Origin of the sequence: Frigidibacter sp. SD6-1, assembly GCF_030143255.1 — a bacterium.
Taxonomy (GTDB): domain Bacteria; phylum Pseudomonadota; class Alphaproteobacteria; order Rhodobacterales; family Rhodobacteraceae; genus TMP-24.
Genome location: NZ_JARJNR010000019.1, coordinates 1 through 24,938, shown reverse-complemented (window position 1 = coordinate 24,938; position 24,938 = coordinate 1). Strand labels below are relative to the sequence as shown.

Sequence of the window (24,938 nt, the reverse complement as noted above, 5' to 3'; positions counted from 1 at the left end):
GTTTGGGAGCTTGAATCACGCAGGCCGGGCAGCCTCAAGCCGATTAATGGGTCCTGACCCTAAAGGGGCTACTACCAGAGCCTTGTCCTGCGATCGTGTCTATTAATCCGTTTATGACGGTCGCGCCACGTTGCAAAGGCTCCAGCGAAACATGATCATAGTCCGCCTCTGTCACCTCGCCCGGCGCATAGGAACCAAAGTCGATAACCAGCGGAACCTTCAGCCAGTCGTCTGTAATCTTCGCAACGTCCGCCCGCTCCGAGAGCGTGATCTTCTGAATGCCGAACAGTGCCTCAATGCGACGGCGATCCTCTTCAGTCGCATTCAGATTGTCGATGGTTAGTTCGACAACCTCGATGGCACCCACGGTGCCCAGCTTGAGATCGGCGATCTCGAGACCCCTGGTTGCGTAGTCCGGCGCTTGATCGGTTGATAGGGCGGCGGAAAAGACCACCTCGTTCGTTTCCGACAGGTCGACACCGAAGTAGCTTGAGCCCGTCTCCGAAAGCCGCCATCTCAGAAAATCTTCGGCCTCGTAGCGAAGATTGCCATCGGTGTTTCCTGGGTTGATCTGGGCAAGATCGATACCGACGATGACATCGCGATAGCGGGCACCTTCCGGCAAGCCGCTCGCCGCATCTGCCGCGAAGAGATCGGTGAACCGGTCCGACCCTTCACCCCCGAACAGAACGTCCGACCCGCCACCCGCATAGACCTCGTCGTCGCCGGCTCCGAGTACAAATATCTCGTTGAACCCTGACCCTTCGACCTTATCTGCACCCTCCGCACCGAAGAAAAGGCTCGCACGGTTCGCCTCGGTACTTCCCACATCCTCTTGCGAAAGCTTGACCGGGCCGGAACCGGCAACCGTTCTGATTTGCACGCCATCGACATAACGTCCGGCAAGACCCGCTTCCGTCCAGCCATGAAGCGCCTCGGGCACCCCGAAAAGCGCTTCGAGAATCTCATCTTCCGATCCGCCCGCCTGGGACGCCAGGAGCGCGTCGAGCCAGGCGGTCATCAGGATCGGCGCCTTGGTTGGCGATGCGCTTTCGTTGTTCTCCGTGAGATCCCAAATGTCGGATCCCAGGTCGAGTACCAGTATCTCGCCCTCGCGGGTGGTCGGATCTTCATTCCGCTGACCGTCGGTCAGAAAACTCAGGATGCCCTGCAGAGCATCGTACCCGCTCGTCTGGCCCGTTGCTCCGGCTTCGATCTTGCGCAGCGCCATCAGGCCCGCAAACTGCACGACCGTCTCGGCTATCGCCTGGCGAAATCCGCCCTGTAGCATCGGGTTTGATGGCAGGCTTTCGATTTCCCTTGCGAACTCGGCGTTGGTCTTGACGGCCAGTCCGAGGTCCGACAGGTCGTCGAACATCGCCCTGGCCCCCACGCTGCCGAAAACCAGCGTGTCGCTGTCCAGTACAGAATAGGCAACCGCGCGCAGAAGATTCTCCGCAATGAACCCCTCGTGGAAACGGCTTTCGTCTGCGGGCCTGATTGCGTCTGCGGCGTTATTTCCAAAGAGCGCTCTGAACACCTCCTGGTGGATCGAAGCCCAGTTTTCCGACAGCTCCTCCTTGTCTGAAAACAGCTGCAAAACCAGCCCAGCCATACTGTGTAACGTTAATCCGGGGAGGAGGCTAGATGGAACATGCGCTAGGTTCGTCTCAGCGTCGGTCAGGCCCGCATCTTTCAACCACGGATAATTCGTGTTGTCCCGCTCTGAGAAATATCCGGTAGGCCTCAAGACTGACCCCAGTGTTTCGCCCGGCATGAAATAGCCGCCCGCCATATCTGACGCCTCGCGGCCGCTGTGCTTGAGCAAGCTGTCGCTGGCGGAAAGGTAGGACATCGGGTCGAATATGGTCGCCTGCAGGCCCAGGACCCGAGACCAGAGACCGGCCAGCCCGCCGCCGAGGGAATGGCCGGTGAGGGTCAAACCGCCCGTGGTGCTGGCCTGAACGCTTTGAAGGAAGTCGAGCGACAGGGGCAGCTGGTCCGGCTGCGCCCCTCCGCCCTCACCAGTGAAGCCACCGCCGATTGGCCAGCCATGTATTGCGTCGCTGCCGCCATAGTAGCCGCCGAGTGGGTTCAAGCCATCTGTGCCCCGGTAGGAAATGACCGTACCGTAGGGCGTGTCATAGGCGACGGCGTAGAAGCCGGCGGCGACACCAGGTGTACCTGCCTCTGTTGCCGACTGCTGAATGACAGTTGCACTGCCTATTGCCGACCCGATACCGCCGAGGCCGTCAATGTCATTTCCTCTTTCATCGAGGTTAACACCGTCATTGATGGCGCTCCCATAGCCCCGGTTGTAGGCGTCCATCGACAAGAGAGCGAGGAAAAGCTCTTTCTCTGATACGGTCATCGGGCTATCTCCGTCGAGAATGAATTTGCACTAAGCGAATTCGCGAATCGCTCCGTGGCATCAATTGTTTCGTAGCGCCGCCCATCGAGTCTGTTGGGCCAGATGTCGTCCAGCCACCCCAACACTGCCTCCACCTTGCCCTCTGTCACCGGCGCGTCGGTCACGGCGAGGGTGACGTCTGTCAACCTGTAACAGGGGCCGCCGTGGGGGGCGGCGCGCTCGGTCGGGGTGGGGATCAGCGTCTGGAACGGGTAGGGGCCGGAGCGCGGCCCGCGCAGCTTCGATTGTGCCGCCCAGGCCTCGGTCCAGCGCGCAGCCTCCTCGCGCGTGAAGCGTGTCTTCAGCGCATCGCGCCGCGCCTCATAACCTTCGAACCAGTCGTGATCCGGCCGCGTGATCCAGGCGAACTCCACCAAAGCCGCCGCCGCATCGCCGGTGATCCCGGCCTCCGCCGCCGCGCGCGCCGCCTCCTGCCGGTAGCCCTGTTCCCAGGCCCAGGAGGCCCAGGTCCGCCCCTCGGCCCGCCAGGGCGCCTCCGCCGCCGTCAGGCCCCGGTCGCAGCCGAAGGTCGCATCCATATCGTCGGGGTCCACCCGCCGCACGGTCTTGGGGTCGGCGATATCGTCGAAGGTGACGAGAAGCGGATATTGGCCCCGCGCAACCGTCTGTGGCTGATCCTTCGGCAGCGCAAGAACCAGCGCCGCTGCCTCTTCCGACGCCTGGACGATGTCGCTCGGGCCGCCATTTGCCGCCACCCCCAGGTTGAGTTCGCCCCCGCCTTTCAGCAGCGCGAAGAGCCAGCGGCCCGGCGCAGTCTCCATCACCAGCGCCTCACCCCGCAAGTCATAGCCACCTCGGCCGGCGTCAGGGAGTATCTTGGGGATAAGCATGAGGCGCACCGCGTACACCACCTCGCCCCTCACCTCGCCCCGAGGTGTGTCAACGGTGAGCGTCAGGCGCTGGTGCCAGGCGGCGGTGAACGTATTCCACCAGAACCAGCAGAGGATCGCGCCCACCGCCAGAGCCGGCAGGCCAACGACCGCTGCAAGCACCCATGCTAGGATCTTCCGCACACGCCTCATGCCGCGATCCCGCCGCCGAGGGAGTGGCCGGTGAAGATGACCGAGCCGGGTTTGGTGTCGTCCTGGACGGCGTCGGGGAACTCGGACGCGAGCCGCGCCTGCTCGCGCATGAAGTTACCGACGCCGATGCCCCAGCCGTGAATACGGTCGGTGTTCGTATCGCTGAGGGGAGTGGAATCCGTGCCCCGGTAGGAAATGACCGTGCCGTAGGGCGTGTCATAGGCGACGGCGTAGAAACCGGCGGCTTGAGCCGCTTCAGACACGTCGTCGTTGATGACACGCGCCGACCCGACGGTCGAACCGATTTGACCAAGGCCGTCAATGTCATTTCCTTTGGCATCGACATTGACACCATCGCCAATGCCGGCGCCGTAGCCACGGTTGTAGGCGTCCATCGACAGGATGGCGAGGAGTAGGTCTTTTTCGGAGACAGTCATTTGATATTCCTCTTGAAATCCAACCTGTTCAGTCCATTTGCAAATGGGAAAGATGACTTTATCGATCTGTACCGATTACCATCTAACTGGAGGTTTTCGTATTCTGAGAACCACCCCAACACTGCCTCCACCTTGCCCTCTGTCACCGGCGCGTCGGTCACGGCGAGGGTGACGTCTGTCAACCTGTAACAGGGGCCGCCGTGGGGGGCGGCGCGCTCGGTCGGGGTGGGGATCAGCGTCTGGAACGGGTAGGGGCCGGAGCGCGGCCCGCGCAGCTTCGATTGTGCCGCCCAGGCCTCGGTCCAGCGCGCAGCCTCCTCGCGCGTGAAGCGTGTCTTCAGCGCATCGCGCCGCGCCTCATAACCTTCGAACCAGTCGTGATCCGGCCGCGTGATCCAGGCGAACTCCACCAAAGCCGCCGCCGCATCGCCGGTGATCCCGGCCTCCGCCGCCGCGCGCGCCGCCTCCTGCCGGTAGCCCTGTTCCCAGGCCCAGGAGGCCCAGGTCCGCCCCTCGGCCCGCCAGGGCGCCTCCGCCGCCGTCAGGCCCCGGTCGCAGCCGAAGGTCGCATCCAGATCGTCGGGGTCCACCCGCCGCACGGTCTTGGGGTCGGCGACGTCGTCGAAGGTCACCAGCCGCGGCCAGACCTCGCGCGGCAGCACGACCGGCTCTTCCTCCGGCAGCGCCTTGATCAGATCCATCGCCTCGTGAGAGCTGAAGCGGCTCTGCTCTGCGGAAACGGCATAGGCGAGATTGAAACCTGGCCTGCCATCCAGAAGCGCAAAGAGCCAACGGCCCGGCGCCACCTCGAACGCAACCGCCTCGCCCCGCGCGGAGAACCCCCCGAGCTGTCCTTCTTCCTTCCAACTCCCCTCCCAGCGAATGGCCTGCACCGTGCTGCCGCTGACCGACCCCGAGGGCGTGTCAATGGTCACGACCATCTGCTGGTGCCAGCGTTCGGTGACCACGCCAACCAGAATGCCGAGACCCACCTCATAGAGCACTCCCTGCCAGAAATACGAGGAAAGTGGCCAGAAGATCGCCGTGGGAACCGCGAGCAGCAAGACGAGCCCAAGCGCGAGGAGTTTGAGCGCAAGCCTCACGCGACGATCCCCCCGCCGGGAACAGAGACCGGGAAGAACCCCGGCATCAATGGCAGCAGTTCTGGTATCACGTTGGCCCTTCCTCGGCATTCTGCATCGGGAAGGCCCGAACTGGGCCTTCCCAGGATTTGCGCCCGCTCAGTCGGTCTTGGCCGACTCTTTCAACTTCGCCGCGTTGGCCGTGATTTTCTCCAGCATTTCCTTCTCTATGAGCCCGACGACATGCGGATGCATCCTGAGTTCGCCCTCCTTCACGACCTGACGGAAGTTGGCGATCACCCGGCCCGCTGTCTTGCGGTCGGGCGCGATCACGTCGAGAAGCCAATTGATCGACCCCGACTGCCAGTCCTCGGGCTTCAGCCGGATCGGGAAGGTGGCCGACTTGATCTGGTCGCGGATCTTCGCATCCGCCTCCTCGCTGACCGAGGCCCAGATCGCAAAGCCCGCGATGTCACTCAACGTGCCCGGCTCTTCCTTCGCCGGCCGCGCAATGGCGATCCGGTCGCGGATCAAGGGCTCCAGCACCATCTGCGCCAGGTCGCCCAGCGACTGATGCCGGTAGCGCGGCAGGTTCATCACCGCCATCACCACCTGGCCAAAGCTTTCGCGGACCTGGGTGCGCAGCTCCTGGATTTTCGCCAGTACCTCGGGGCTGAGCGCAGGCGCGGCGGTGCCGTTGACCGCGTCGGAGGTCTGCGGGGCGGTGGTTTCCTTGGTCTTGGACATCGGGCTGATCCTTTCAGAACAGGGCTCGGAGGCGAGCCCGCGCGGGTGCCGTACCGGTATGATTGAGGGAAGGGAGGGCGCCGGAAACTGATGACAAGAAAGGCAACCCCTGACACGTGTGATCGGCATAACGAAGGCCGCAGCCCTTGGTTGAGGGCGCGACCTGCAAAATGCAACCTAGGATAAAGATGACCGCCGGTCAAAATGTCATTAACCAAAATCCGGCACATCTGTGGAAACAATTCCCGGCCGATCGGAAACAGATCAGCAAGGCGCCACAACGTCATCTGGAGGACGGCAGCGGACGGTGTTCAGGAGGCCGCGTGCCTGTCACACCGCGGCCGCCCAGACCCTGTAGCGCCCGGCCCCTGTGACCTCGCGGATCAGGCCGCGTGCGGCGAACCTGTCGAGGTTGCGCTGCACGGCCGCCCGGCTGGCGCCGGTGATCGCTTCGGCCAGTGGCGCCGAGATCATCGGCCAGGCGGCCAGGGCTGTGATCAACGCGGGCGGGGTGCGGCCCGACAGATCCGTGGTCGCGGTGCGTGCGCGTGCGTCCCAGACGCGCAAGCGGTCAAGCTGCAGGAGCGCGGCTTGCGTGGCCTGGGCGGCCCCGGCGATCCAGGCGCCGAGCCGCTCCGCCTCGGTCCCGGTCGCGCGCAGGGCCGTCGGTCCCGTGAGCGCGAGCGGCAGGAAGAGCGCCCCGCCCCGCCCTGCCCCGGCAGCATGCCGCGCGGCCAGAACCGCGGCCTCCACGTCGATCGTCGCCCCCTGCCCTGCCCGCTCCGGACCCAGCATCCGCCAGCCGTGAAACAGCATCGCGCCTTGCGTGACGGGATGAAGTGCGGCGGTATCGGCCATGAGGTCGGCCAGATCGGCCAGGCTTTCGGGGTGCTCTCCTTCTGCTGTCGTCCGGCCGAGAAAGGCCGCCAGCCCCGCGTCCCACCCACCGTCCGACGGGCCCGGCCCGGCCGACAGGTGCCGCACCGCCCAGCCCGCCCGGATGACGGCCTGCGCATCCTCGCCCGTCGCGCCAAGCCTGAGCCCGACCCACAGCGCCAGCCGGTCGGCGGCGATCCGGTCACCCGTCCACCAGCCAAGATCGGCCACCTCCAGAAGCGCCAGCCGCTGGTGCCAGCCCTCCGGCGCGCCGCGCAGCCGCTCGTCCAACGCGCCGAAGAGAGCCGCAAGCTCGGCAAGCGGGCGCGACAGCTGGTCCTGCGCTGCCTGCCAGACGCCCGGATCGAAAAGCCGCACCCGTTCGGCCCGGGGCCCGGGCGGCAGCCCGTCATCCTCGACCCCGTCGCCCGGCAGAAACCACAGATCCTGCTCTGCCACCGGATCAGGATCGTAGGGCCCACGATCGTGAACCATGTCTTCTTCAGCAGAGATTGGTCTACCGCGCTTCATATGGTCTTTATTCTGTAATTCTGCGCATTACCCAAGTGATTTCTGCAAATGCCGATTAATCACGATAAGTCCGCCTTATCATGACTATTGAAACCTGCCCGAGTCCAGCGCATTCTGATCCAAGAAATCCGCTCAGAACGGCCTCCATGACCACACTTGTCCTGCCCGCCTACGCCCAATTGTCGGATGCCGACGAAGCCGCACTGAGCGACCTCTACCGGCGCGGCACGCCGCCTAACACTCTGCGCGCCTGGGAGCGCGACCTGGCCTATATCGCCGCCTGGAAGATGGCAGCGTTCGGACGGCCGCTGAGCTGGCCCGAGGACGAGAAAGTCGCCCTGCGATTCATCCTGGACCATGCCCAGGACCTGACCGGCAAGCCCGGCTCCGCCCAGGACGTCGCACTTGAACTGAACGCGATTGGCCTCAGGGTCGCGCTCACTTGTCCTGCGCCGGCCACACTGGATCGGCGCATCGCCAGCTGGCAGGCTTTCCACCGCATGCGGAATCTGGCTTCTCCCTTCTCGGCGCCCCTGGTGCAACAGGCCCGGCAGAAGGCGCGCAGGGCGAACGCGCGGCCCCGCACGCCCAAATCGCCCAAACCCGTGACCCGCGACATCCTGGAGGCGCTGCTGGCCACCTGCGACGACACCCATCGCGGCATCCGGGACCGGGCGATGCTGATGCTGGCTTTCGGCTCGGGTGGGCGGCGCCGGTCGGAAGTGTCTGCCCTGAACGTGGAGGACATAGGCCGCGATGACTTTGCCACCAAAGGCCTGTTGTGGATCCGGCTTCTGGAGACCAAGACGACCAAGAAGGACCAGGCGCCGAAACTGCCGCTGAAGGGACGGGCAGCGCGGGCCGTGGTCCATTGGCTGGAGGTAACGGGTTTGAGAACCGGCCCGCTGTTCCGGCCGGTCAGTATCTCTGACCGCCCCCTGCCCCGCCGCCTGGCCTCGGATGCGCTGCGGACCATCCTGCGGCACCGGCTGCGGCTGGCGGGCCTGCCAGAGGATTACGCCACGCCGCACGGGCTGCGTGCAGGCTTCCTGACCCAAGCCGCGCTGGACGGTGCGCCTCTGGCCGCGGCCATGAAGCTGAGCCTGCATCGCTCGGCCGTTCAGGCCCAGAAATACTATGCCGATGTCGAGATCAGCGAGAACCCGGCGGCGGACCTGCTTGGCGACTGATCGAGGCCAAACGGTCGTTTATTGGCAACATATGAAATTGCAAGCGGCCTGTTCTGATGCCCCTGATCGGCTACGCCCGCGTCTCGACCGAGGATCAAACCCCCCTGCCCCAGTCGCAGGCCCTGAAATCCGCCGGCTGCGCAGAGATCCATGAGGAACAGGCCTCTGGCGGGAGCCGCGCGCGGCCGGTGCTGGCCCGCGTGCTGGACCGGATCGGCAAGGGCGACACGCTGGTCGTCGTACGCATCGACCGGCTGGCGCGGTCGCTCTCACACCTGCTTGAGGTCATCGAGCAGCTGGAGGCGCAGGGGGCCTTCTTTCGCTCGCTCATGGACCCGATCGACACGTCTTCCCCGCAGGGAAGGTTCACCCTGCAAGTCCTCGGTGCCGCGGCAGAGTTTGAGCGGGCCCTGATCCGCGAACGGACCAAGGCCGGGCTGGCCAGCGCGCGCAGCGAAGGGCGGGTCGGGGGCAACCCGGGCCTGCGCGCAAAGGACCCTGTGGCGCTGCGCAAGGTGCGGCTGGCGCGGCAGGACGGCTACATGGGACGCTTGAACGAGACGGCGCAGGATTGGGTGCCCCATGTCCGCCGCCTGCGCCCCGATATGGCCTGGGAGGACGTGCTGCGCATCGTCAACGGCCCCCTGCCCCGAGAGCGTCAATGGACGCAAAGCCGCTTGCTACGTGCCGTGAATGCCTATGTCCGCGACGGCTTTCTGCCCGAGACGGTCCTCGACCGCGCCGGTCGCCGCGAAACCGACGACCGTCTGCCCGCCATAGTCGCCGCCATCAAGGGCGCGGACCCCGACATCACGCTTCAGGCAATCTGTACCCGACTGGAAGCAATGCGCGAGCGCACGCCCCGCGGGCGGACCAGCTGGCAGACCTCGTCGGTCAAGATGTTGCTGGGGCGTGCGAAGAAGCTGGGGCTGCTGGTTTGACGGCATCTATCCTTGCAAATCTTCCACAGGATGGAGTATTTGCAAGTTATGTACCCGCGCAGATCCTTCCAGACCGTCCTCTCGGCCCTTGACGAACAGGCGGCAGTCGTCCTGCTTGGGCCGCGGCAAGTTGGCAAGACGACCCTTGCGCTGGACATCGCCGAAGGACGGCCCTCGGTCTATCTTGACCTTGAACGCGAGGCGGATCGGGGGGTGCTGGCGGAACCTGACCTGTACCTCGACGAACAGTCTGGCAAGCTGGTGATCCTGGACGAAGTCCAGCAGATGCCGGGCCTCTTTGCTTCCCTGCGGGGACAGATCGACGCCCGGCGGCGCAAGGGGTTGCGGACAGGACAGTTCCTGCTCTTGGGCTCGGCCTCGAACGTGCTTCTGCACCAGTCGGCAGAATCCCTCTCGGGTCGGGTCCGCTATGTCGAGATGCCGCCCCTGCAGCTGGACGAGGTCGGGGCCGACCGGCTGAACGACCTCTGGCTGCGCGGCGGCTTTCCCGACAGCTTTCAGGCCGCCAGCGACCGGGCCAGCCTGACCTGGCGCGAGGACTTCCTGCGCACCTATCTGGAGCGGGACATCCCGGCCCTGGGCCCCCGCATCCCGGTGGCCACGCTGCGGCGGTTCTGGACCATGCTGGCCCATGCCCAGGGGGGCCTCCTGAACGCGGCGGCGCTGGCCGAGGGGCTGGGCGTTTCGGGCCAGACCATCGGGCGCTACATGGACCTTCTGGTCGACCTGATGCTGGTCCGTCGCCTGCAGCCCTGGCATGAGAACGCGGGCAAGCGGCTGGTGAAGTCGCCCAAGGTCTATGTCCGGGACAGCGGGCTGGTTCATGCGCTGCTTGGCCTTGGCACGCTGGAGGCCCTGCTGGGCCATCCCGTCACCGGCGGCAGCTGGGAAGGCTTCTGCCTTGAAACCCTGATCGCCGCTGCCCCGGCAGGGACCGAACCCTACTTCTACCGCACCTCGGCGGGGGCCGAACTGGACCTGATCCTGCGGCTTCCCGGCGGGGAGGTCTGGGCCATCGAGATCAAGCGCGCCACCGCACCAAAGCTGTCGCGCGGGTTTCACATCGCGGCGGCGGACATCGGGGCGACCCGGAAACTGCTGGTCTATGCCGGAACGCGCGAAGTCCCCGCCAGCGAAGACACGCGCGCCCTGCCCCTTTCAGTCGCCATCGCCCTGCTGCAAGGGGTGTAGGTAAACCTTCCCCGCGGGGAAGATTCCCGCCCTGCCCTACCCGTCCAGCTGGTCCAGCATCAGCCGCACGGCCTGTTCCAGCCGCCGCCGGTCGATGGTAGTGAAGTCGCGGTCAAGCTGGACCTCAAGCTTGCCGACCGCGGCCACGCATTTGCCCCTGCCCTCCTTGCGGTCGAACTGGAAGCTGGTCTTCGCCTTGGCGGGCTTGTCCGACCGTGGCGCCGGAGACGGTGCCGCCGCAGAGCCTACCCCTTCCTCGACCTCGCCCGCAAAGCGCCGGAGGACGGACAGCTCGTCCGCGACGCTCCGGTTCTCCCAGCCCTTCAACTCGGCCCGGATCAGCGGCACCAACCCGTCCACCTCGTCCAGCCTGCGGGCCAGCGCCAGACCAAGCGAGCGCGGGATGTCCTGGGGATACTCCAGGTCGCTGCCAAGCCGGTCGACCACCGTCATGAAGGTGCGGATGTAGCTGCGCTTCTGATAGCCGGCCGACTTGAAGAGGACCGCCACCGCCTTGTCCGGGTCGGTGACCGCAGTCCCCGGATCGGCGGCATAATCCAGCGCCAGCATCGCCATCTCGGCGAAGGAGATGTCCTTCCGAACCAGGTTCTCGTCCACCATCTTGCGGTAGAGCGCCTCAAGATCCTCGCCCGGCTGGGTCACGGCGGCGGGGATCTGGCCGAAGCGGTCGGTGTCGCCGGTCTCGGCCAGAAGCTCGCGGTAGGCCGACAGACGACGGTAGCCCTGGATCAGCTCGAACCGGCCATCGGCGCGGGCCTCCAGCCGGATCGGGTTCGACAGGCCCAGTTCGGCGATCGAGGCCTTGAGTTCGGCAAGCTCGAAGTCCTGGCCCTTCTTACGGTCACGGACCAGCTTGGTCATCTCGACATGGTCCAGCGGGACCAGTTCGACCACGAGCCCCAGGCGCTTCAGCCGGACATGCTCGTGCGCCAGGGCGTCGTTCTCGGACCGGATCAGGGCCTCGATCTCCTGCCGTTCGCGGGTGGCGTCGGCGGTCTCGGAGATGGCTGTGGCCATCGGGCCGCGACGGGCTGGTGGCTCGGAAACCTTCCCCGCGGGGAAGGTTTCAGTGGGGGCGATGCCTGCGTCTTCCGGCAGGTCGATGTCGAACATGCGGCGCTTCTTGGTCATGGGCTACCCCCCTCAGATCTTGTCCCAGGCGGCCAGGACGCTGCCCTTGAATTCCTCATAGGCGCGGTCGAAGCTGGCCCGTGCGCGGCGCCAGGTCTCGCGCGTCATCTCGCGGTAGTCGATCTCGTAGACCGACGAGAGGAAGCGGCCGGACTGTTCGACGGCGCGGGTCATCTCGATCGGGTGCTCGGCTACATGTGGGCCGAAAACCTTGCGGAAGGCTTCGAACATCGCACGGTGGAGGTCGTTGCCGGGCTCGTACCGGGTCATCAGGAAGCGGATGTCGGCGAAGGCCTTGGGGAGCGAAACCTTCCCCGCGGGGAAGGTCGGGCCGAAGCCGGAGAGGTCCTCCAGCGCCTCGGAGAGCTGGCCGATGAAGCTGGTGGTGCTGTCATACTCCCAGTAGCCGGGGCCGGAGGGGATGTAGAGCATGTCGGCGGCAAAGACCGCGTTCATCGACTGGTAACCGATGGCGGGCGGGCAGTCGAAGAGGATGAGGTCGTAGTCGTCGTCGCCAAGGCTGTCGAGGTAGCGCGAGACGGCAGCGAAGAAGGACCATTCGGGGTTGAGGTGGCGGTACTGGGCCGACGCGAACTCGACGAAGGCGGCGTTGGCGCAGGAGGGGACGATGTCGATGGTCGACCAGGAGGTCGGCTTGATGAAGTCGTTGTGGCGGAGCTCCCCGAGGCCAAGGTCACGGATCGAGGCGGGGATCGTGCGGCGGGGCAGGGCGGTGCCGCTGGCCGCCCCGGTGGCGGCGGCGTTCATCCGGTCCGTCTCGCGGATGAGGTCGCGGGCCATGATGCCCCAGACGGTGTAGTCCTCGGCCACGTCGGTCAGGCCCATGGAGTGGGAGAGGGTCGCCTGCGGGTCGAAGTCGACGAGGAGGACGCGGTAGCCGTCAAGGGCTGCGGCGTGGGCCAGGTGAAGCGCGACGGTGGACTTGCCCGCCCCGCCCTTGAAGTTGGCAACGGCGGCCCGGAAGGCACGCTTCCCCGCGGGGCGGGGGGGCATCAGGGTCTTGCGGTTGATCTTCATCTTGCGCCGGAGGGCGTTGATCTCGTCGAGCGAGAACCAGCGCTGGCGGCCGTCGGGTTCGACTTCCCCGCCGGGAAGGTCCGGCTCGGCAGCAAGGCGGCCGCGGAAGGTGGACTGGTTAATCTGGAAGATCAGCTCGGCCACCTCCCACGAAGAAAAGCGGCGCAGGGTCTTCTGGTTTTCCGGGCTGAAGGTCTGCTGGCGGATCCAGCTTTGCATCTTGAGCGACTGGGCCTGCAGCCGGGCAAGGTCTTCGTGCGTGTACATGCGCGCCTCGTTGGAACGTAAATTCTTATGATTTACTGAAATACGCCGGATTTGCCAGGAATGCAAAACCGAAGTTAGACTTGGGGCGCACCTTCCCCGCGGGGAAGATTCAGGCCCGGTGGCAAGGGGTTGGGGGCGAATCGGCCAGGAGGGCGGGGCAGGGGGGCCGTCCTTGGCCGGGGTGGACATATGGGGGACAGACTGCCAGCCGCTACAGCATATTGGGGGACAAATTCCCCGCAATGGGGGACAAGCAGAGCGTCCCCGTAAACCATTGATACCCGATTTCTTCGAAATGGATTTGGGGAGCAAGAGCCCGGTTTCCTGGCTGCCCTTGACAGAATCGGATTTGTGGACGCAAATGGGCAACAAGAGGGGAAGAGCGTTGAGTATCGGCTCTTTCCCGATGACGTGCCCGCCACAAGGGCCCGCACCGGATGAGGCAGAAGGGGGACCACAAGGACCCCTGGCGATGGACAGGAGAGAGACATGCAGCTTGCCCGCCCCGTCGGGCGCGAGGCGGCGTCGCGCAAATACGATATCCTCTCGGCCCTGATGGCCTTTGCGCTGTCCAAGGACAAGCACATCCAGCGGCAGGTCCTGCGCATCATGGCGCTGATCACGACGCGCTACAACTGGCAGCGGGACGAGTTGACCATGGGGCAGGGTGAGATCGCGCGGCTTTGGTCGGTGGACGACCGCACCGTGAAGCGAGAGATGGCGCGGCTGCGGGCGCAGGGCTGGCTGGTGCTGAAGCGACAGGGCGCGCGGGGGCGGGTCAGTGTCTATGGCATGGACCTGAACCGGATGCTGGAGGATACGCGCCCGGCCTGGCCGCTGATCGGCGAAGACTTCATCGCCCGGCTGGATCCGACGCAGGTGCCAGTGGGGCAGGGGGAGACGAATGTGGTGCCGCTGCGGCCTGTGGCGTCTCCGGTTTCAGACGGGACGCTTTGGGCAGATGCGCAGGCTGTGCTTTGCGAAGAAGACGCGGCGAGCTATTCGGCCTGGCTGCATGTGCTCGTCCAGTCCGGCCACGAGGCGAACTGCCTGACGCTTGCCGCGCCCACGCGCTTCCACGCCAACTATGTCGGTGCCAATCTGAAGGACCGGGTGCTTGGAGCGCTGCGAAGGATCGACCCGACCGTCCGCGATGTTCGAGTGGTTTCCTGAGGATGCCGAGATGGCCCCAAGTCTGTTTGACGCTGGTTGAAGCGAAAGTGCTGCCCGCCCCGATCAAAGGGACGGGCAGGGGTATCGTTTACTTGAGCGTGGCCAGATAGGCGGCCATATCCTCGCCCCCGGCGGTCAGCTTGAAGCTCATCTTCGACTTGGCGGAGTCATCACCCGAGGCGGTCTTCACCCAGGCTGTCGGGTCGGCGAGATAGGTGGCAATGGCGGCTTCATCCCAGACGGCGCCTGCGGCCTTTGCGGCAAGGATTCCGTCGCCATACTTGAAATCCGGGTTCGAGGCGACCGGGTTGCCTATGATGCCCCAAAGGTTCGGTCCGGTCTTGCCGCCCTTCTGGATTTCCGTCCCGTCGGGGGCGGTGATCGAATGGCAGGACTTGCACTTCTTGAAGTCCTCCTCGCCCTCATGCGGGTCTGCGGCAAGGGCCGGGGTGGCCAGGAGAAGCGCCAGAACAGGTAGGAGACGGATCATCGGTGGGGTCCTTTTCTAGATAGTGACGGCGGATTCGAGGGTTGTTACGGGGAAGCGGTCGCACAGGGCGCGGATGTCTTCCTTGACTTCCATCAGGCAGGCGGCGGTAGAAAGAGCGTCTGCCAGAGCGGCCGAGGGGGCCGAGACGGTGACGCCGCGCCAACGGGCGAGGGCGGGGTATCCGGTGGCCGGATTCAGGATGTGGCTGGTCCCTCCATCGCCGCCGAAGGTCATTCCCAGCGGGGCCGAGGTGGCAAGGGCGCGCCCGCCTAGGGGAAGGCTGTCGCCCGAGGGCAGGGTCACCGGCCAGTCACCTTCGGGCAGGGCGACCATTTCCCCGGTGTCGATCAGGGCGCGGGTCAGGCCGTGGCTGGCCAGAAGGGCGGCCACCCGGTCGGCGATGTAGCCCTGTGCAATGCCGTTCAGCGTCAACGCCATGCCCGGACGCAGCACGACCGCCCCGGGCGACAGGGTCACGCCCTGCCAGCCGGTCAGGGCCAGCGCTGCGGTTCGTTCGCTGTCTGACAGAGGCTGGCCGCGTACGGTCGCGCGCGCATGGGCGGCCCAAAGGGCCTGCACGGTCGGATCGAAGCGGCCGCCGCTGGCATGGTGAACGGTGCCCGCGATGGAGAGGCATTCCAGAATCTCGAAGGGAGGAGCCTTCAGCACCGCATCGCGGTTCAGGCGGGACAGCGCACTGTCGGGCAGGTAGAGCGAGAAGATCTTCTCCAGCCGCCGGATCTCGGCCATGGCGAGGGCGGCGAGGCGGGGGGCCTCGGGGTGGTCAAGCCTGAGGGTGACATTCGCCCCCAGCGCGATGCCGGTTTCGACGTGCAGGCGGGTGTCGGCCAGGGCCAGCGACGGCGCAAGGGCGGCCGAGATGGCGATGAAGCGGCGGCGGGTCAGCATGGGCTTAGCCTTCGGGTGTGTCGGACAGGGCTTTCAGGCGGCGGGCATAGTCATCCTCACCTGTCGCGGCTTCGGACAGGGGGGCGGCAACGGCATCGTCGGGGATGTCATCCAGCGCCATGACCACGCCGCCCTTTTCGGCGGCAAAGGCCTGTGCTTCGGCGGGGTCGGCGAAGGGCACCACTTCCGGCGCGCCCATCCCGCCTTCGACGGCGGCGCCTACGACGTAATGCGCGGTGCGAGCGTCGATCCAGTTGGCGATGCCTGGTTCGGCCCAGGTCGCGCCCTCGGCCCCCATGTCGCTGACATAGACCGCCAGTACGGTGGCCGACTGTTCCGGCAGGCGCAGGTAGACGACCAAGTCGCTGACCTGACTGAAGAAGAGAGGCGTCCCGGGCAGCCCGTCCAGATGGACCTGCGCCTTGGGGCCCTCGTGCTCCAGAAGGTTCATCTGGCAGAAATGGCCCACTGTTTCCGGGGTGAGCGGCAGCGGGTCGGTGTTCTGTGCCGCCTCTTCCTGACAGGCGGCAAGGGCGAGGGCGAGGAGAAGCGCGCGTTTCATGGGGTGACCTTTCGGAAGGCGGCGGCGGCAATGGCAAGCGCTGCGAGGGGCCAGAGGAGGACCGAGGTCAGCGATTGCCAGAGCGGGATGGCATCGGCGGCCCCGCCCACCCCAGCGGCGGCGGCGGTGGCGCCGGAGGCGGTAAGGTTGAAGAGGCGGAAGGCATCGGCGGGGTTGGCGAGAAGGGCGATGGGGAAGGCGTGGATCGTGAACCAGCCGCCGTTGTCGGCCACGATCGCCGAGAGGAGTGCGAGGTCGTAAAGGACGACAAGGCCGAGCCAGAGGCCGATGGTGAGGCCAGCCGCGCCGGACGGGCGGCGGGACAGGGAGGACAGCGCGTAGCCCGCGCCGAGGAAGGTGGCCCCGAGCAGTACGGAGGACCAGCTGAGCCGGGCCAGCGCGGGAAGGCCGTCGAGCGCGTTCTCGTCGGTCCAGAGGGCGACGGCGGCGGCAATTCCGTGGCCAAGAAGGACAGCGAGGGTGAGGATGGCAAGATGGGCCAGAAGCTTGCCGATCAGGATTTCCTCGCGCGCGATGGGGTAGGCGAGGAGGAGGGGCAGGGTGCCGCGTTCGGCCTCGCCCGCGATGGCGTCGAAGCTCATCAGCAGGGCGAGGAGGGGGATCAGGTAGACCGACAGAGAGGTCAGCGAGGCGACGGCGACGGACAGGCGGTCTATCCCCAGGCCGCCGGTGGGGGCGGAACCGGCCAGCGACAGGACGAGCGAGAAGACCGCCATCAGGACCAGCGCGATGGCGACCCAGCGGTTGCGGAGCGCGATGCGGAATTCGGTCAGGGCGGTGGAGAGGATGCGGGTCATGGCGCGCCCCTTTGGCTGAAATGGGCGTAAAGGTCCTCAAGGCTGGGGGGCAGGACGTCGAGGTCTGCCACCTTTGGCCCAAGGGCGGCGATCCGGCCCATCGTTTCCAGCTTGGCCGATTGCGGGCAGGTCATGTGCAGGGCGCCGTCGACAAGGATCGCACCGGGAAGCTGCGCTGCGACGTCGCTGGCGCAGCCGTTCCGCGCTGTCACATGCAGCGTCACCGGCAGGTCGGCACGGCGGCGGAGGTCGGCCAGGGTTCCTTCGGCCACCAGCCGCCCCTTGGACAGGATGACGATGCGGTCGGTCCGGGCCTCGACCTCGGTCAGGGCGTGGGAGGAGAGGAGGATCGAAGACCCCTGCGCAGCAAGCTCGTCGAGAAGCGCGTAGAACTCACGGCGCGAGACGGGGTCGAGGCCGGAGGTGGGTTCGTCCAGCACCAGAAGGCGGGGGTGACCGATGAGGGCCTGCGCAAGGCCCACGCGCTGGCGCATCCCTTTGGAATAGGTGCCGATGCGGCGGCGGGCGGCGGGGCCGAGGCCGACTTTCTCCATCAGGCCCATTGCAAGGCCCGGGTCTTCGCCCCGCAGGCGCAGGTAGTGCCGCGTCTGTTCAAGCCCCGTCAGGGCCGGGTGGAAGGCGGCGTTTTCGGGCAGGTAGGCCACGGCGGCGCGGGCGGCGGCGGACCCGGGGGCAGCGTCGCAGATGGTGACCTTGCCGGAGGACATCGGGATCAGGCCGAGGATGATCTTCATCAGCGTGGACTTGCCCGCGCCGTTGTGGCCCAGAAGCGCCACCCGCTCGCCGGGCGCGACCGAAAGGCTGACGCCCGCAAGGGCCGCCACATCGCCGAAGCGCTTAGTGAGATCCGAGATCGTCAAGGTCGAGGTCATCGAACTGGCCTTCGCTCCAACGGCCCGCGACACTGGCCTCAAGGGCAGCGATGTCGGACGGGACGGGGATGGTATGGGGTTGCATCAGCGGGTGGCTGTCGGTCACGCCGCCCGGCAGGATCGCCGGGAACGAGGACTGCGACCAGCGCACCAGCTGCACGGCGGGGGAACCGGTCAGAAGGGCGGCGGCGGGCTGGGACCAGAGGATATGGTCCATCAGGTCATTCGGGCGGTAGACGCCATCGGCGATGCCGTCGCCGTTCAGGTCAAAGGCCGGGTGGTCGGACCAGAAGTTGCCGCGGCCCTCGTGGCTCCATTCCATGAAGCGGGTGCCGACGTATTTCACCTGCTCCTGATTGCCGATGAAGGCGTTCTCGGTCAGCAGGTTGCGTTCGGACCCGGCGGTGAAGTGGATGCCGATGCCGCAGCCCTCGAAGCGGTTCTGGAAGATCAGGTTCTTGTGGGCGTTGTAGATGAAGAGGCATTTCTTCGTGCCGCCGCGGACCAGGTTTCCGGCCACGTCGGCGCCGTTGGCGAAGTTCAGCATCACCCCATGTTCGCGGTCGCCGAGCGAGAGGTTGTCGGTCACCGTCACCCGGTCCGAGAACATGATGGCAAAGCCCAGGTGGTTGCCGATCGAGATGTTCCCCGAGACCTCGCTGTCGTGGGTGTACATGTAGTGGACGGCAAAGCGCAGGTCGCGGAAGGTGTTGTTGCGGTAGGTCCCCTTCTTGGAGGCGTTCGAGAAGATCCCGTCGCGGCCCCAGCGCACCGTATTGCCTTCGACCACCGTGCCGGGGCTGTTCCAGACATAGATCCCGTTGCCGCGTTCGTTCATGCGGTGGTTCTGGCGGCCTTCGATCACGTTGCCGCGCACCACGGTATCAAGGCCGCCATGCACGTCCACTCCGTGCATGTTGTCGGTCAGGCGGTTGCCCTCGATCCGCGCGCGGTCGGCGCCCTTGACCACCTTGATCCCGGAATCGATGGCCTGATTGTCGGTGCCTGATCCGGTGACGTGAAGGCCGCTCAGCACGACATCGTCGCCGGTGATGGTGATGACCGTGCCCTGTCCCTGCCCGTCGATGGTGGCAGACCCGTCGCCCCGCAGGGTCAGGGTCCGGTCGATGGTGACGGGGCCGAGATAGGCCCCGCCGGAAAGGATCAGCACATCGCCGGGTGAGGCCCCGGCGATGGCGGTGGCCAGCGTGCCCGCGCCCGGCTGGACATGCACGTCCGCCGCCCAGAGGGGCGTCGTCAGGAACATGAGAAGGGCGAGGGCACGCATCGGCATCAGGCCCCGGTCGGTTCCACGAACATCCGCCCGCGCATCTCCATGTGCAGGGCGTGGCAGAACCACTGGCAGTAGTACCAGTAGACCCCGGCATTGGCGGCGGTGAAGGTCACGGATGCGGTCGCCAGCGGCCCGATTTCCATCGCGACACCGTGGTTGCCCATGGTGAAGCCGTGGGTCAGGTCGTCGATGTCATCAAGGTTGGTGACGATCACCGTGACCTCGTCGCCTTCCTTCACGGTGAAGCTTTCCAGCGCGAAGGAAGGGGCCTGCGACGACATGTAGACGCGCACCTTCTTCGGGTCGTCCTTGTCGCGGATCACCATGTCCTGCCAATCGTCGAGGTTCACCCCGTCCGCCTCGGCCTGCTTGCGGGTTTCGGCCCAGATCGGGTCCTGCCGGTTCCAGGCCGACAGCGGGTTGACCTTGCTGGCCGCCACCGCGATGGCGTCATGCGGCTCGGCGAAGTTCGGGCCGTCATGGACCACGACCATCTTGTCGCCTGAGATGTCGATCAGCTGGTCGTTCTCGGGCTTGAGCGGCCCGACGTTCAGGAAGCGGTCCTTCGAGAACTTGCACAGGCAGACGAGCCAGTTGTTCTCTGCCTCGGACGTCTCGCCCATCACGGTCTTCAGGTGGCCGGGCTGGTACTGCACGTCGACCTTGTCCTTGATCGGGTCCACGGCCTCACCGGCATAGGCCTTGATCGCGTCGGCGATGGACCACTTGACCACCTGGCTGTCGAGGAACAGCGAGGTATAGGCGAAGCCGCGACCGTCGAAGGCAGTGTGAAGCGGCCCAAGGCCAAGCTCGGGCTGGGCCACGATGGTGGTCATCGGGTCGGCGTTGTCGTTGAAGAGGGCGTCGAAGCGGGTGACGTCCAGCACCGTGACCGTGGGCGACAGCTTGCCGCCGATGCAGAGGTGCACCTTGTCGGGCGCCATGTTGCAGCCGTGCGGGTTGTTCGGGATCGGGATGTAGCGGGTGAACTGGCTGTTCGCCTCTTTCCGCCCGTCCAGCACGCGGACACCGTTCAGCTCTTGCCCCTCACCCGCCGCGACGGCGGCCTCGATGGCGGCAATGTTGAAGACGACGACATGGTCCGCCTCGGCAGCGGTCATGTCGGCCAGCGTCATCCCCATTTCGGAGTTGTAGCTGGTGGAGAACGCCCACTTGCCCTCGTAGTCGGCATCGCAGTTGTCGAGGTTCCCGGACACCATCACCTGCCAGGCGGGCATCATCGCCTCGGCATCGACGGCGGTGAAGATGTTCACGTAGGTCGACACGTCCTGCATCGTGGTGCCGTCGTTGACCAGCGGCGCCTCATCCTCGCCGTTGCAGAAGATGTACTTGGTTAAGGGAGCCTTCTGCGGCCGCATCCCGTGGATCGCCTTGGCGTTCGGGATTTCCAGGATGGCGTCGCACTTCATCACGTCGGCGCGGACCCGGGCAACGCGGGTGTTGGCCTTGTCGTTCATGAACAGGTACTTGCCATCGTACTTGCCGTCGGTGAACGACATGTGGACGTGGTGGAGGTCTCCGTTGTCATGGACCTTCTTGCCGTTGGCGGCGAGCAGCTTCTTGGTCTTATCGCTCATCGTGCGCTGATGGATGCGGACCGATTCATTGGTCTCGCCCCAGCCTGTGGCCGAGCAGCGGTTGAACACCGGAACCCGCATCAACTCGCGCATCGACGGGATGCCCAGGATGCGCATTTCCCCGGTCTGGCCCGAGGACCAGAAGCCGTAATGCGTATCAAGCTGGCCGGGGGCGACGTTGAACCCCTCCGCCGCCTGGGCCACTGCGGCCGAGGTGCCAAGCGCCAGCGCGCCAACGCCTGCGCCGGTGCCGAGCGCCAGTCGGCCTCCAAGGGCGCCTGCCAGCGCCGCGCCGCCTGCCGTGGCGCCCAGAAGGCCGCGGCGTGAAATCCCCGTGTTCGGTCGTTCAGACATGGTCTGTCCTTTCATTCTGCTGGTTGGGGTTGCTTGTGGTTCGGATGGCCCGAGAGGTCCCGGGCCGGGCTGGCGGCCGCCGTCTCGCGCCGCTTCAGTTTCTTGATCACGACCGGGCATTTGGTCGTGGACTGGTACAGCACCTGGCAATGCAGGCAATTGATGCACTCGTTCGGGTTGATCTCGCCCGTCGGGTGGATCGACTGCACCGGACATTCATGCGCGCAGGTCTGGCAGGGGTTGCCACACTCGCGATACCGCTTCAGCCAGTCGAACATCCGCATCCGCGCGGGGATCGCCAGCGCTGCGCCAAGGGGGCACAGGTAGCGGCAATAGAACCGCTCGACGAAAAGCCCCGCGGCCAGCAGCGCCAGCGCATAGGCGACGAAGGGCCAGGCGCGGACGAATTTCAGGACGATGGCCGTCTTGAACGGCTCGACCTCGGCCAGGTGTTCGGCCTGCTCGATGCTCATCAGGCTGACGCCGAAGAGGCCGAGGAAGATCATGTATTTCAGCGGCCAGAGGCGTTCATGCAGGCCCCAGGGCAGCGTCCATTGCGGGATGTGCAGCGCGCGGGCGATGCGGTTGGTCAGCTCCTGCAGCGCACCGAAGGGGCAAAGCCAGCCGCAATATGCGCCGCGGCCCCAGAACAGGAGCGCGGCCGCGACCGAGAACCACAGGATGAAGGTGAGGGGGTCCAGAAGGAAGGCCTGCCACGAGAACCCGCTGACCAGCGCACCGAAAAGGGCCATCAGGTTGACGACGGACAGTTGTGCATTGGCATACCAGCCAAGGAAGACCAGCACGACCGTGAGGAACCCCATGCGGAACCAGAAGAAGGCGCGGGCGTTGCGGGTGGCCAGGCCCTGGAAGAAGAAGACCAGCGTCAGCACGGCCAGAAGGGCGGCGGTGAGGGTGATTTCCACCCGCTTGTCGGACCAGATCCGCATCCACAGCGCCTGATGCGCGGCGGTTTCGTCCTGCGTCGTCACTTCGGCCACGGCTTCGGGCACAGGTTCGGGCGCGACGGCGCGCAGGTATTGCTGAGGCAGCTGGTAGCCCAGGTCGAAGGTGGTGAACAGCTTCTCGATCGGCCCCACTTCGCGCTGCACCAGCAGCTGGATGCGGAAGGGTTTCGTCGGGTCAAAGCCCACGTCGGGTGGGATGCGGAAGAGGTCGGTCTCGGTGAATTCGGGCGCGCCCTCGGCGGCGACGGCGACAAGGCGCTTGTGCATCTTGTCGCGGAAGCGCACGGAGACATCGTCCTGGATCAGCACGATCCGGTCGAAGATGCCGCCCCGGACATAGCCCGACCCCTTGAAGCTGTAGATCCCGCGCCCCATGATCGCGATGGCATGTTCGCCGGGTTTCAGCGACCCCATGAGGTTCGCGGCCTCGCCTTCGCCGAGGATCGCGCGGGCAATGGCAGGGTGCGAGACAAGGGCCGTCTGCATCTCGATGAAGGTGGTTTCGGGCGCTTCGGTGAGGGCGCGTTCCGTGGCGCGGTCATCCCCCAGGGCGGCAAAGGCCGCGTTCACCTGGCCTACGTCCAGCGACAGGCGGCGCAGTGAGCCGTCGCCTTCCAGCGTCATCCAGTCGGGCGCGGCGGGGGCATCGGGGTTCAACTCGAACTGCGGGCCCGTCGGCGCGGCATCCGGCGCAAGCCCGCCCAGCCCCAGCGCCCGCGCCACCTTCAGCCCCGCGCGGACGATGCTGTCGTCGATCACCATCACCGTGACCGTCGCGCCCGAGATGATGTCGACGTCATGCGCCGTGCCGCCCGACTGTGCCTCTGCCACGAGGTCAAGGCCGATATAGCCCGCCGCCATCGCGTCCATCTTGGCCTGCGGGATGCCGATCAGCACGATGGGTTCGGAGTGTTTGACCAGCTTCACGCCCGTCACATGCGCATCCAGGTCCACAGCAACCAAAGTATGGATGGGCTTGCCGGAATAGCCGGTGGTCGACACGAAATCGCTGGTGACAAAGGCCCAGCCCACGACTTCGCCGCCTTTCAGCACTGGCGCGACGGGCGGGTCGTCCTGCATCGGGCCGTAGGAATCGGCCCCGGAGACGAGGTCACCTGCAGGGACCTTGTCCAGGAATTGTGGCAGCACCGGCTCGGCCAAGGCGGGCAGTGCGGCAAGGACCAGCGGCAGGAGGAGGGAGAGGAGGCGGGGTAGGATCATGCTCGGGCGCTTTCAGAGGATCGCCCGAGGATCGGTCACCGGGGCGCGTGCAGCTTGATGAGGATCAAGCGATGCAAGGGCCGACAGGTGCAGGGACCGGATCAGAGGGCGCAGGTCCCCAAGGCGCTCAGCTTCGCTTTCCGCAGCCGGGGGGCCGCGGGGGATTGGGCGAAGATGAGCGGCCGGGGTCGTTTCAGGCGCACCCGGCAGAGCCGACCATTCGGGTGAGCGCAGGGGGCCAAAGGCCAGCGTGACTGTGGTTGTGTCTGGCAAGGGCGCGGAAAACAGAAGGCAATCTAGGCATTTGGCGTGGGACTTGGCGGGTTGAACCGGGTTCCCATCGGTGTCGAGCCAGATTTGCTGAACGCTGCCATCGGCGCAAAGTTCGACCAGCATCGCGCCTTTCACCGGTCCTGCGACGCCCGGCCCGGAGAGGGCGAGCGACAGGGCCAGCACGTAGCAAGACAAGATGTGGAGGATTCGCTGCATGGTCGCTGTCTGCCCGCCGGGAACGGATTCGGCATTGATAAAGATCAAATGGCGAAAGACCCGGTCGCCTGATCTTCTTTCGGTTTCTGACAGTGACCCTGCGGTATGTGGCCGCCGTATTCCTTGACTTTGGTTAGCTGCGGCTGCCTGCCGCAGGGGGCTCAGAAGGCACCCCTGCAATTGACATCCTTCAGTCCGGAGCCTGAGAAGCGTCAATTCAAAGAGGACCCCAGATGCGCCCCGAAGACCTTGCGGAAATCCGGCAGCTGCCCCTGTTTCGCAACATGCTGCAGGCCAACTTTGCTGCGCTGATGCAGGCGGCCTATGCGCAGCGCTTTCCTGCCGGGCTGACCCTGATCCACCAGGGCGAGCGCGCCGATTTCCTGCATGTCGTCGTCGAGGGCAGCGTCGAGCTTTTTGCTTACTGGCAGGGCCGCAGCACCACCATGGCTGTGATCCAGCCGGTGGGAACCTTCATTCTGGCCGCGTGTATCCGCGACCTGCCCTACCTCATGTCGGCCCGGACGCTGGAACCCTCGCGGCTGCTGCTGGTGCCTGCGTCAGACCTGCGGTCGATCTTTCGCAATGATGCCGAGTTTGCCGTGTCCATCGTGGGCGAGTTGGCGGGGGCCTTCCGGTCGATGGCGCGGCACGCCAAGAACCTGAAACTGCGGACCTCGCGGGAGCGGATAGCGTGTTACCTGCTGAAACAGTCGCAGCTTGCCGGGGGCGCCGACCGGTTCGTGTTGCAGGTGGAAAAGCGGCTGGTGGCCTCGTACCTGGGGATGACGCCGGAAAACCTGTCGCGCACTCTGAAGGCGCTGGAGGCGGAGGGGGTGTCGGTGAAGGGCCAGACCGTGACGATCACCAACCGCGCCCGGCTGATGGCGGCGTGCCCGCCGGATGTGCTGATCGACGGGCCAGACCCGGACAGGATCAGCGGCGGGGTCAGCCTTCCCGGGCCGGCGCTTCTGCCGGGTTGACGCGTTCGGCCTCGGCGATCAGCCGTTCGACCCAGCGAGCTGCAGACCAGGTGGCGGGAAGTCCAAGGGGTAGCGATGCCCAAAGGGCCGTGACGGGCGATGTGGCGGGCAGACCCAGGCTTAGGCCTATCAGGCCCAGAAGGAACAGGTTGATTGCCACAGCGGCAGTGGCAAACGGCCAGAGGAGCAGCATCAACCTAGGGTCCAGACTCATTGAACCTCAAAGCCAGAACATGACGGTGGCGGCGAGGGCGACAGCG

Annotated in this window: 22 protein-coding genes; 5 read left to right on the top strand and 17 right to left on the bottom strand. The window is 65.8% G+C overall.

Annotated features, from left to right (window positions below; translation table 11 throughout):
- Nucleotides 1–43: 43 nt before the first annotated feature.
- From P0645_RS19080 to P0645_RS19055, 6 genes are all read right to left on the bottom strand, one after another.
- A complete protein-coding gene (locus P0645_RS19080; protein ID WP_284166137.1) occupies nucleotides 44–2,371 on the bottom strand; it encodes a calcium-binding protein in 2,328 nt (775 codons plus the stop codon).
- On the bottom strand, nucleotides 2,368–3,453 hold the full coding sequence (locus tag P0645_RS19075) for a hypothetical protein (protein ID WP_284166136.1): 1,086 nt from the start codon (nucleotides 3,451–3,453) through the stop codon (nucleotides 2,368–2,370). The genes P0645_RS19080 and P0645_RS19075 overlap by 4 nt, the downstream gene beginning before the upstream one ends.
- On the bottom strand, nucleotides 3,450–3,890 hold the full coding sequence (locus P0645_RS19070) for an alpha/beta hydrolase family protein (protein WP_284166135.1): 441 nt from the start codon (nucleotides 3,888–3,890) through the stop codon (nucleotides 3,450–3,452). The genes P0645_RS19075 and P0645_RS19070 overlap by 4 nt, the downstream gene beginning before the upstream one ends.
- Nucleotides 3,887–4,993 carry a hypothetical protein gene (locus P0645_RS19065; RefSeq protein WP_284166134.1) on the bottom strand — a complete coding sequence of 369 codons (1,107 nt, stop codon included), beginning with the start codon at nucleotides 4,991–4,993 and terminating at the stop codon, nucleotides 3,887–3,889. The genes P0645_RS19070 and P0645_RS19065 overlap by 4 nt, the downstream gene beginning before the upstream one ends.
- A gap of 138 nt (nucleotides 4,994–5,131) precedes the next feature.
- The gene (locus P0645_RS19060; protein ID WP_284166133.1) at nucleotides 5,132–5,719 is read right to left on the bottom strand and encodes a toxin-activating lysine-acyltransferase; all 588 of its coding nucleotides are present in this window, start codon (nucleotides 5,717–5,719) and stop codon (nucleotides 5,132–5,134) included.
- A 330-nt stretch (nucleotides 5,720–6,049) separates the two neighbouring features.
- On the bottom strand, nucleotides 6,050–7,090 hold the full coding sequence (locus P0645_RS19055) for a hypothetical protein (RefSeq protein ID WP_284166132.1): 1,041 nt from the start codon (nucleotides 7,088–7,090) through the stop codon (nucleotides 6,050–6,052).
- Nucleotides 7,091–7,272: 182 nt separating this feature from the next.
- Between P0645_RS19055 and P0645_RS19050 the strand changes: the two genes are divergently transcribed.
- From P0645_RS19050 to P0645_RS19040, 3 genes are read left to right on the top strand one after another with little or no spacing between them, the layout of a single operon-like run.
- The gene (locus tag P0645_RS19050) at nucleotides 7,273–8,316 is read left to right on the top strand and encodes a tyrosine-type recombinase/integrase (protein WP_267635165.1); all 1,044 of its coding nucleotides are present in this window, start codon (nucleotides 7,273–7,275) and stop codon (nucleotides 8,314–8,316) included.
- A 56-nt stretch (nucleotides 8,317–8,372) separates the two neighbouring features.
- Nucleotides 8,373–9,257 carry a recombinase family protein gene (locus tag P0645_RS19045; protein WP_284166131.1) on the top strand — a complete coding sequence of 295 codons (885 nt, stop codon included), beginning with the start codon at nucleotides 8,373–8,375 and terminating at the stop codon, nucleotides 9,255–9,257.
- 48 nt (nucleotides 9,258–9,305) lie between these two features.
- On the top strand, nucleotides 9,306–10,469 hold the full coding sequence (locus P0645_RS19040; protein ID WP_284166130.1) for an ATP-binding protein: 1,164 nt from the start codon (nucleotides 9,306–9,308) through the stop codon (nucleotides 10,467–10,469).
- Nucleotides 10,470–10,505: 36 nt separating this feature from the next.
- Here the strand turns inward: P0645_RS19040 and P0645_RS19035 are convergent, their stop codons facing one another.
- Together P0645_RS19035 and P0645_RS19030 are read right to left on the bottom strand one after the other, a co-directional pair.
- Nucleotides 10,506–11,621: a ParB/RepB/Spo0J family partition protein gene (locus P0645_RS19035; protein ID WP_284166129.1), complete on the bottom strand. Its 1,116-nt coding sequence runs from the start codon at nucleotides 11,619–11,621 to the stop codon at nucleotides 10,506–10,508.
- 12 nt (nucleotides 11,622–11,633) lie between these two features.
- Nucleotides 11,634–12,926, bottom strand: coding sequence for an AAA family ATPase (locus P0645_RS19030; RefSeq protein ID WP_284166128.1), 1,293 nt, complete (start codon nucleotides 12,924–12,926; stop codon nucleotides 11,634–11,636).
- 489 nt (nucleotides 12,927–13,415) lie between these two features.
- Between P0645_RS19030 and P0645_RS19025 the strand changes: the two genes are divergently transcribed.
- Nucleotides 13,416–14,099, top strand: a complete 684-nt coding sequence (locus P0645_RS19025; RefSeq protein WP_284166127.1) for a hypothetical protein — start codon at nucleotides 13,416–13,418, stop codon at nucleotides 14,097–14,099.
- Nucleotides 14,100–14,187: 88 nt separating this feature from the next.
- Here P0645_RS19025 and P0645_RS19020 read toward each other — a convergent pair whose 3' ends face one another.
- Genes P0645_RS19020 through P0645_RS18980 form a run of 9 tightly spaced genes read right to left on the bottom strand, consistent with a single transcriptional unit; the run spans nucleotide 14,188 to nucleotide 23,743 of the window.
- Nucleotides 14,188–14,589, bottom strand: a complete 402-nt coding sequence (locus tag P0645_RS19020; protein WP_284166126.1) for a c-type cytochrome — start codon at nucleotides 14,587–14,589, stop codon at nucleotides 14,188–14,190.
- A gap of 15 nt (nucleotides 14,590–14,604) precedes the next feature.
- Nucleotides 14,605–15,498, bottom strand: a complete 894-nt coding sequence (locus P0645_RS19015; protein WP_284166125.1) for an FAD:protein FMN transferase — start codon at nucleotides 15,496–15,498, stop codon at nucleotides 14,605–14,607.
- A gap of 4 nt (nucleotides 15,499–15,502) precedes the next feature.
- Entirely contained in the window at nucleotides 15,503–16,060 is a 558-nt protein-coding gene (locus tag P0645_RS19010) for a nitrous oxide reductase accessory protein NosL (RefSeq protein WP_284166124.1), read from the bottom strand.
- Nucleotides 16,057–16,878 carry an ABC transporter permease gene (locus P0645_RS19005; RefSeq protein WP_284166123.1) on the bottom strand — a complete coding sequence of 274 codons (822 nt, stop codon included), beginning with the start codon at nucleotides 16,876–16,878 and terminating at the stop codon, nucleotides 16,057–16,059. Before P0645_RS19005 ends, P0645_RS19010 begins: the two co-directional genes overlap by 4 nt.
- Nucleotides 16,875–17,771: an ABC transporter ATP-binding protein gene (locus tag P0645_RS19000; RefSeq protein ID WP_284166122.1), complete on the bottom strand. Its 897-nt coding sequence runs from the start codon at nucleotides 17,769–17,771 to the stop codon at nucleotides 16,875–16,877. Before P0645_RS19000 ends, P0645_RS19005 begins: the two co-directional genes overlap by 4 nt.
- Complete coding sequence (locus P0645_RS18995; protein ID WP_502855318.1) at nucleotides 17,737–19,065, bottom strand: nitrous oxide reductase family maturation protein NosD; 1,329 nt, start codon at nucleotides 19,063–19,065, stop codon at nucleotides 17,737–17,739. The genes P0645_RS19000 and P0645_RS18995 overlap by 35 nt, the downstream gene beginning before the upstream one ends.
- The gene (gene nosZ, locus P0645_RS18990; protein ID WP_284166121.1) at nucleotides 19,065–21,017 is read right to left on the bottom strand and encodes a TAT-dependent nitrous-oxide reductase; all 1,953 of its coding nucleotides are present in this window, start codon (nucleotides 21,015–21,017) and stop codon (nucleotides 19,065–19,067) included. The genes P0645_RS18995 and nosZ overlap by 1 nt, the downstream gene beginning before the upstream one ends.
- An 11-nt stretch (nucleotides 21,018–21,028) precedes the next feature.
- Nucleotides 21,029–23,206 carry a NosR/NirI family protein gene (locus P0645_RS18985; protein ID WP_284166120.1) on the bottom strand — a complete coding sequence of 726 codons (2,178 nt, stop codon included), beginning with the start codon at nucleotides 23,204–23,206 and terminating at the stop codon, nucleotides 21,029–21,031.
- Between the two features lie 12 nt (nucleotides 23,207–23,218).
- Entirely contained in the window at nucleotides 23,219–23,743 is a 525-nt protein-coding gene (locus tag P0645_RS18980) for a hypothetical protein (protein ID WP_284166119.1), read from the bottom strand.
- Between the two features lie 185 nt (nucleotides 23,744–23,928).
- Here P0645_RS18980 and P0645_RS18975 point away from each other — a divergent pair, with 185 nt between their 5' ends.
- Entirely contained in the window at nucleotides 23,929–24,678 is a 750-nt protein-coding gene (locus P0645_RS18975) for a cyclic nucleotide-binding domain-containing protein (protein ID WP_284166118.1), read from the top strand.
- Nucleotides 24,679–24,938 lie beyond the last annotated feature (260 nt).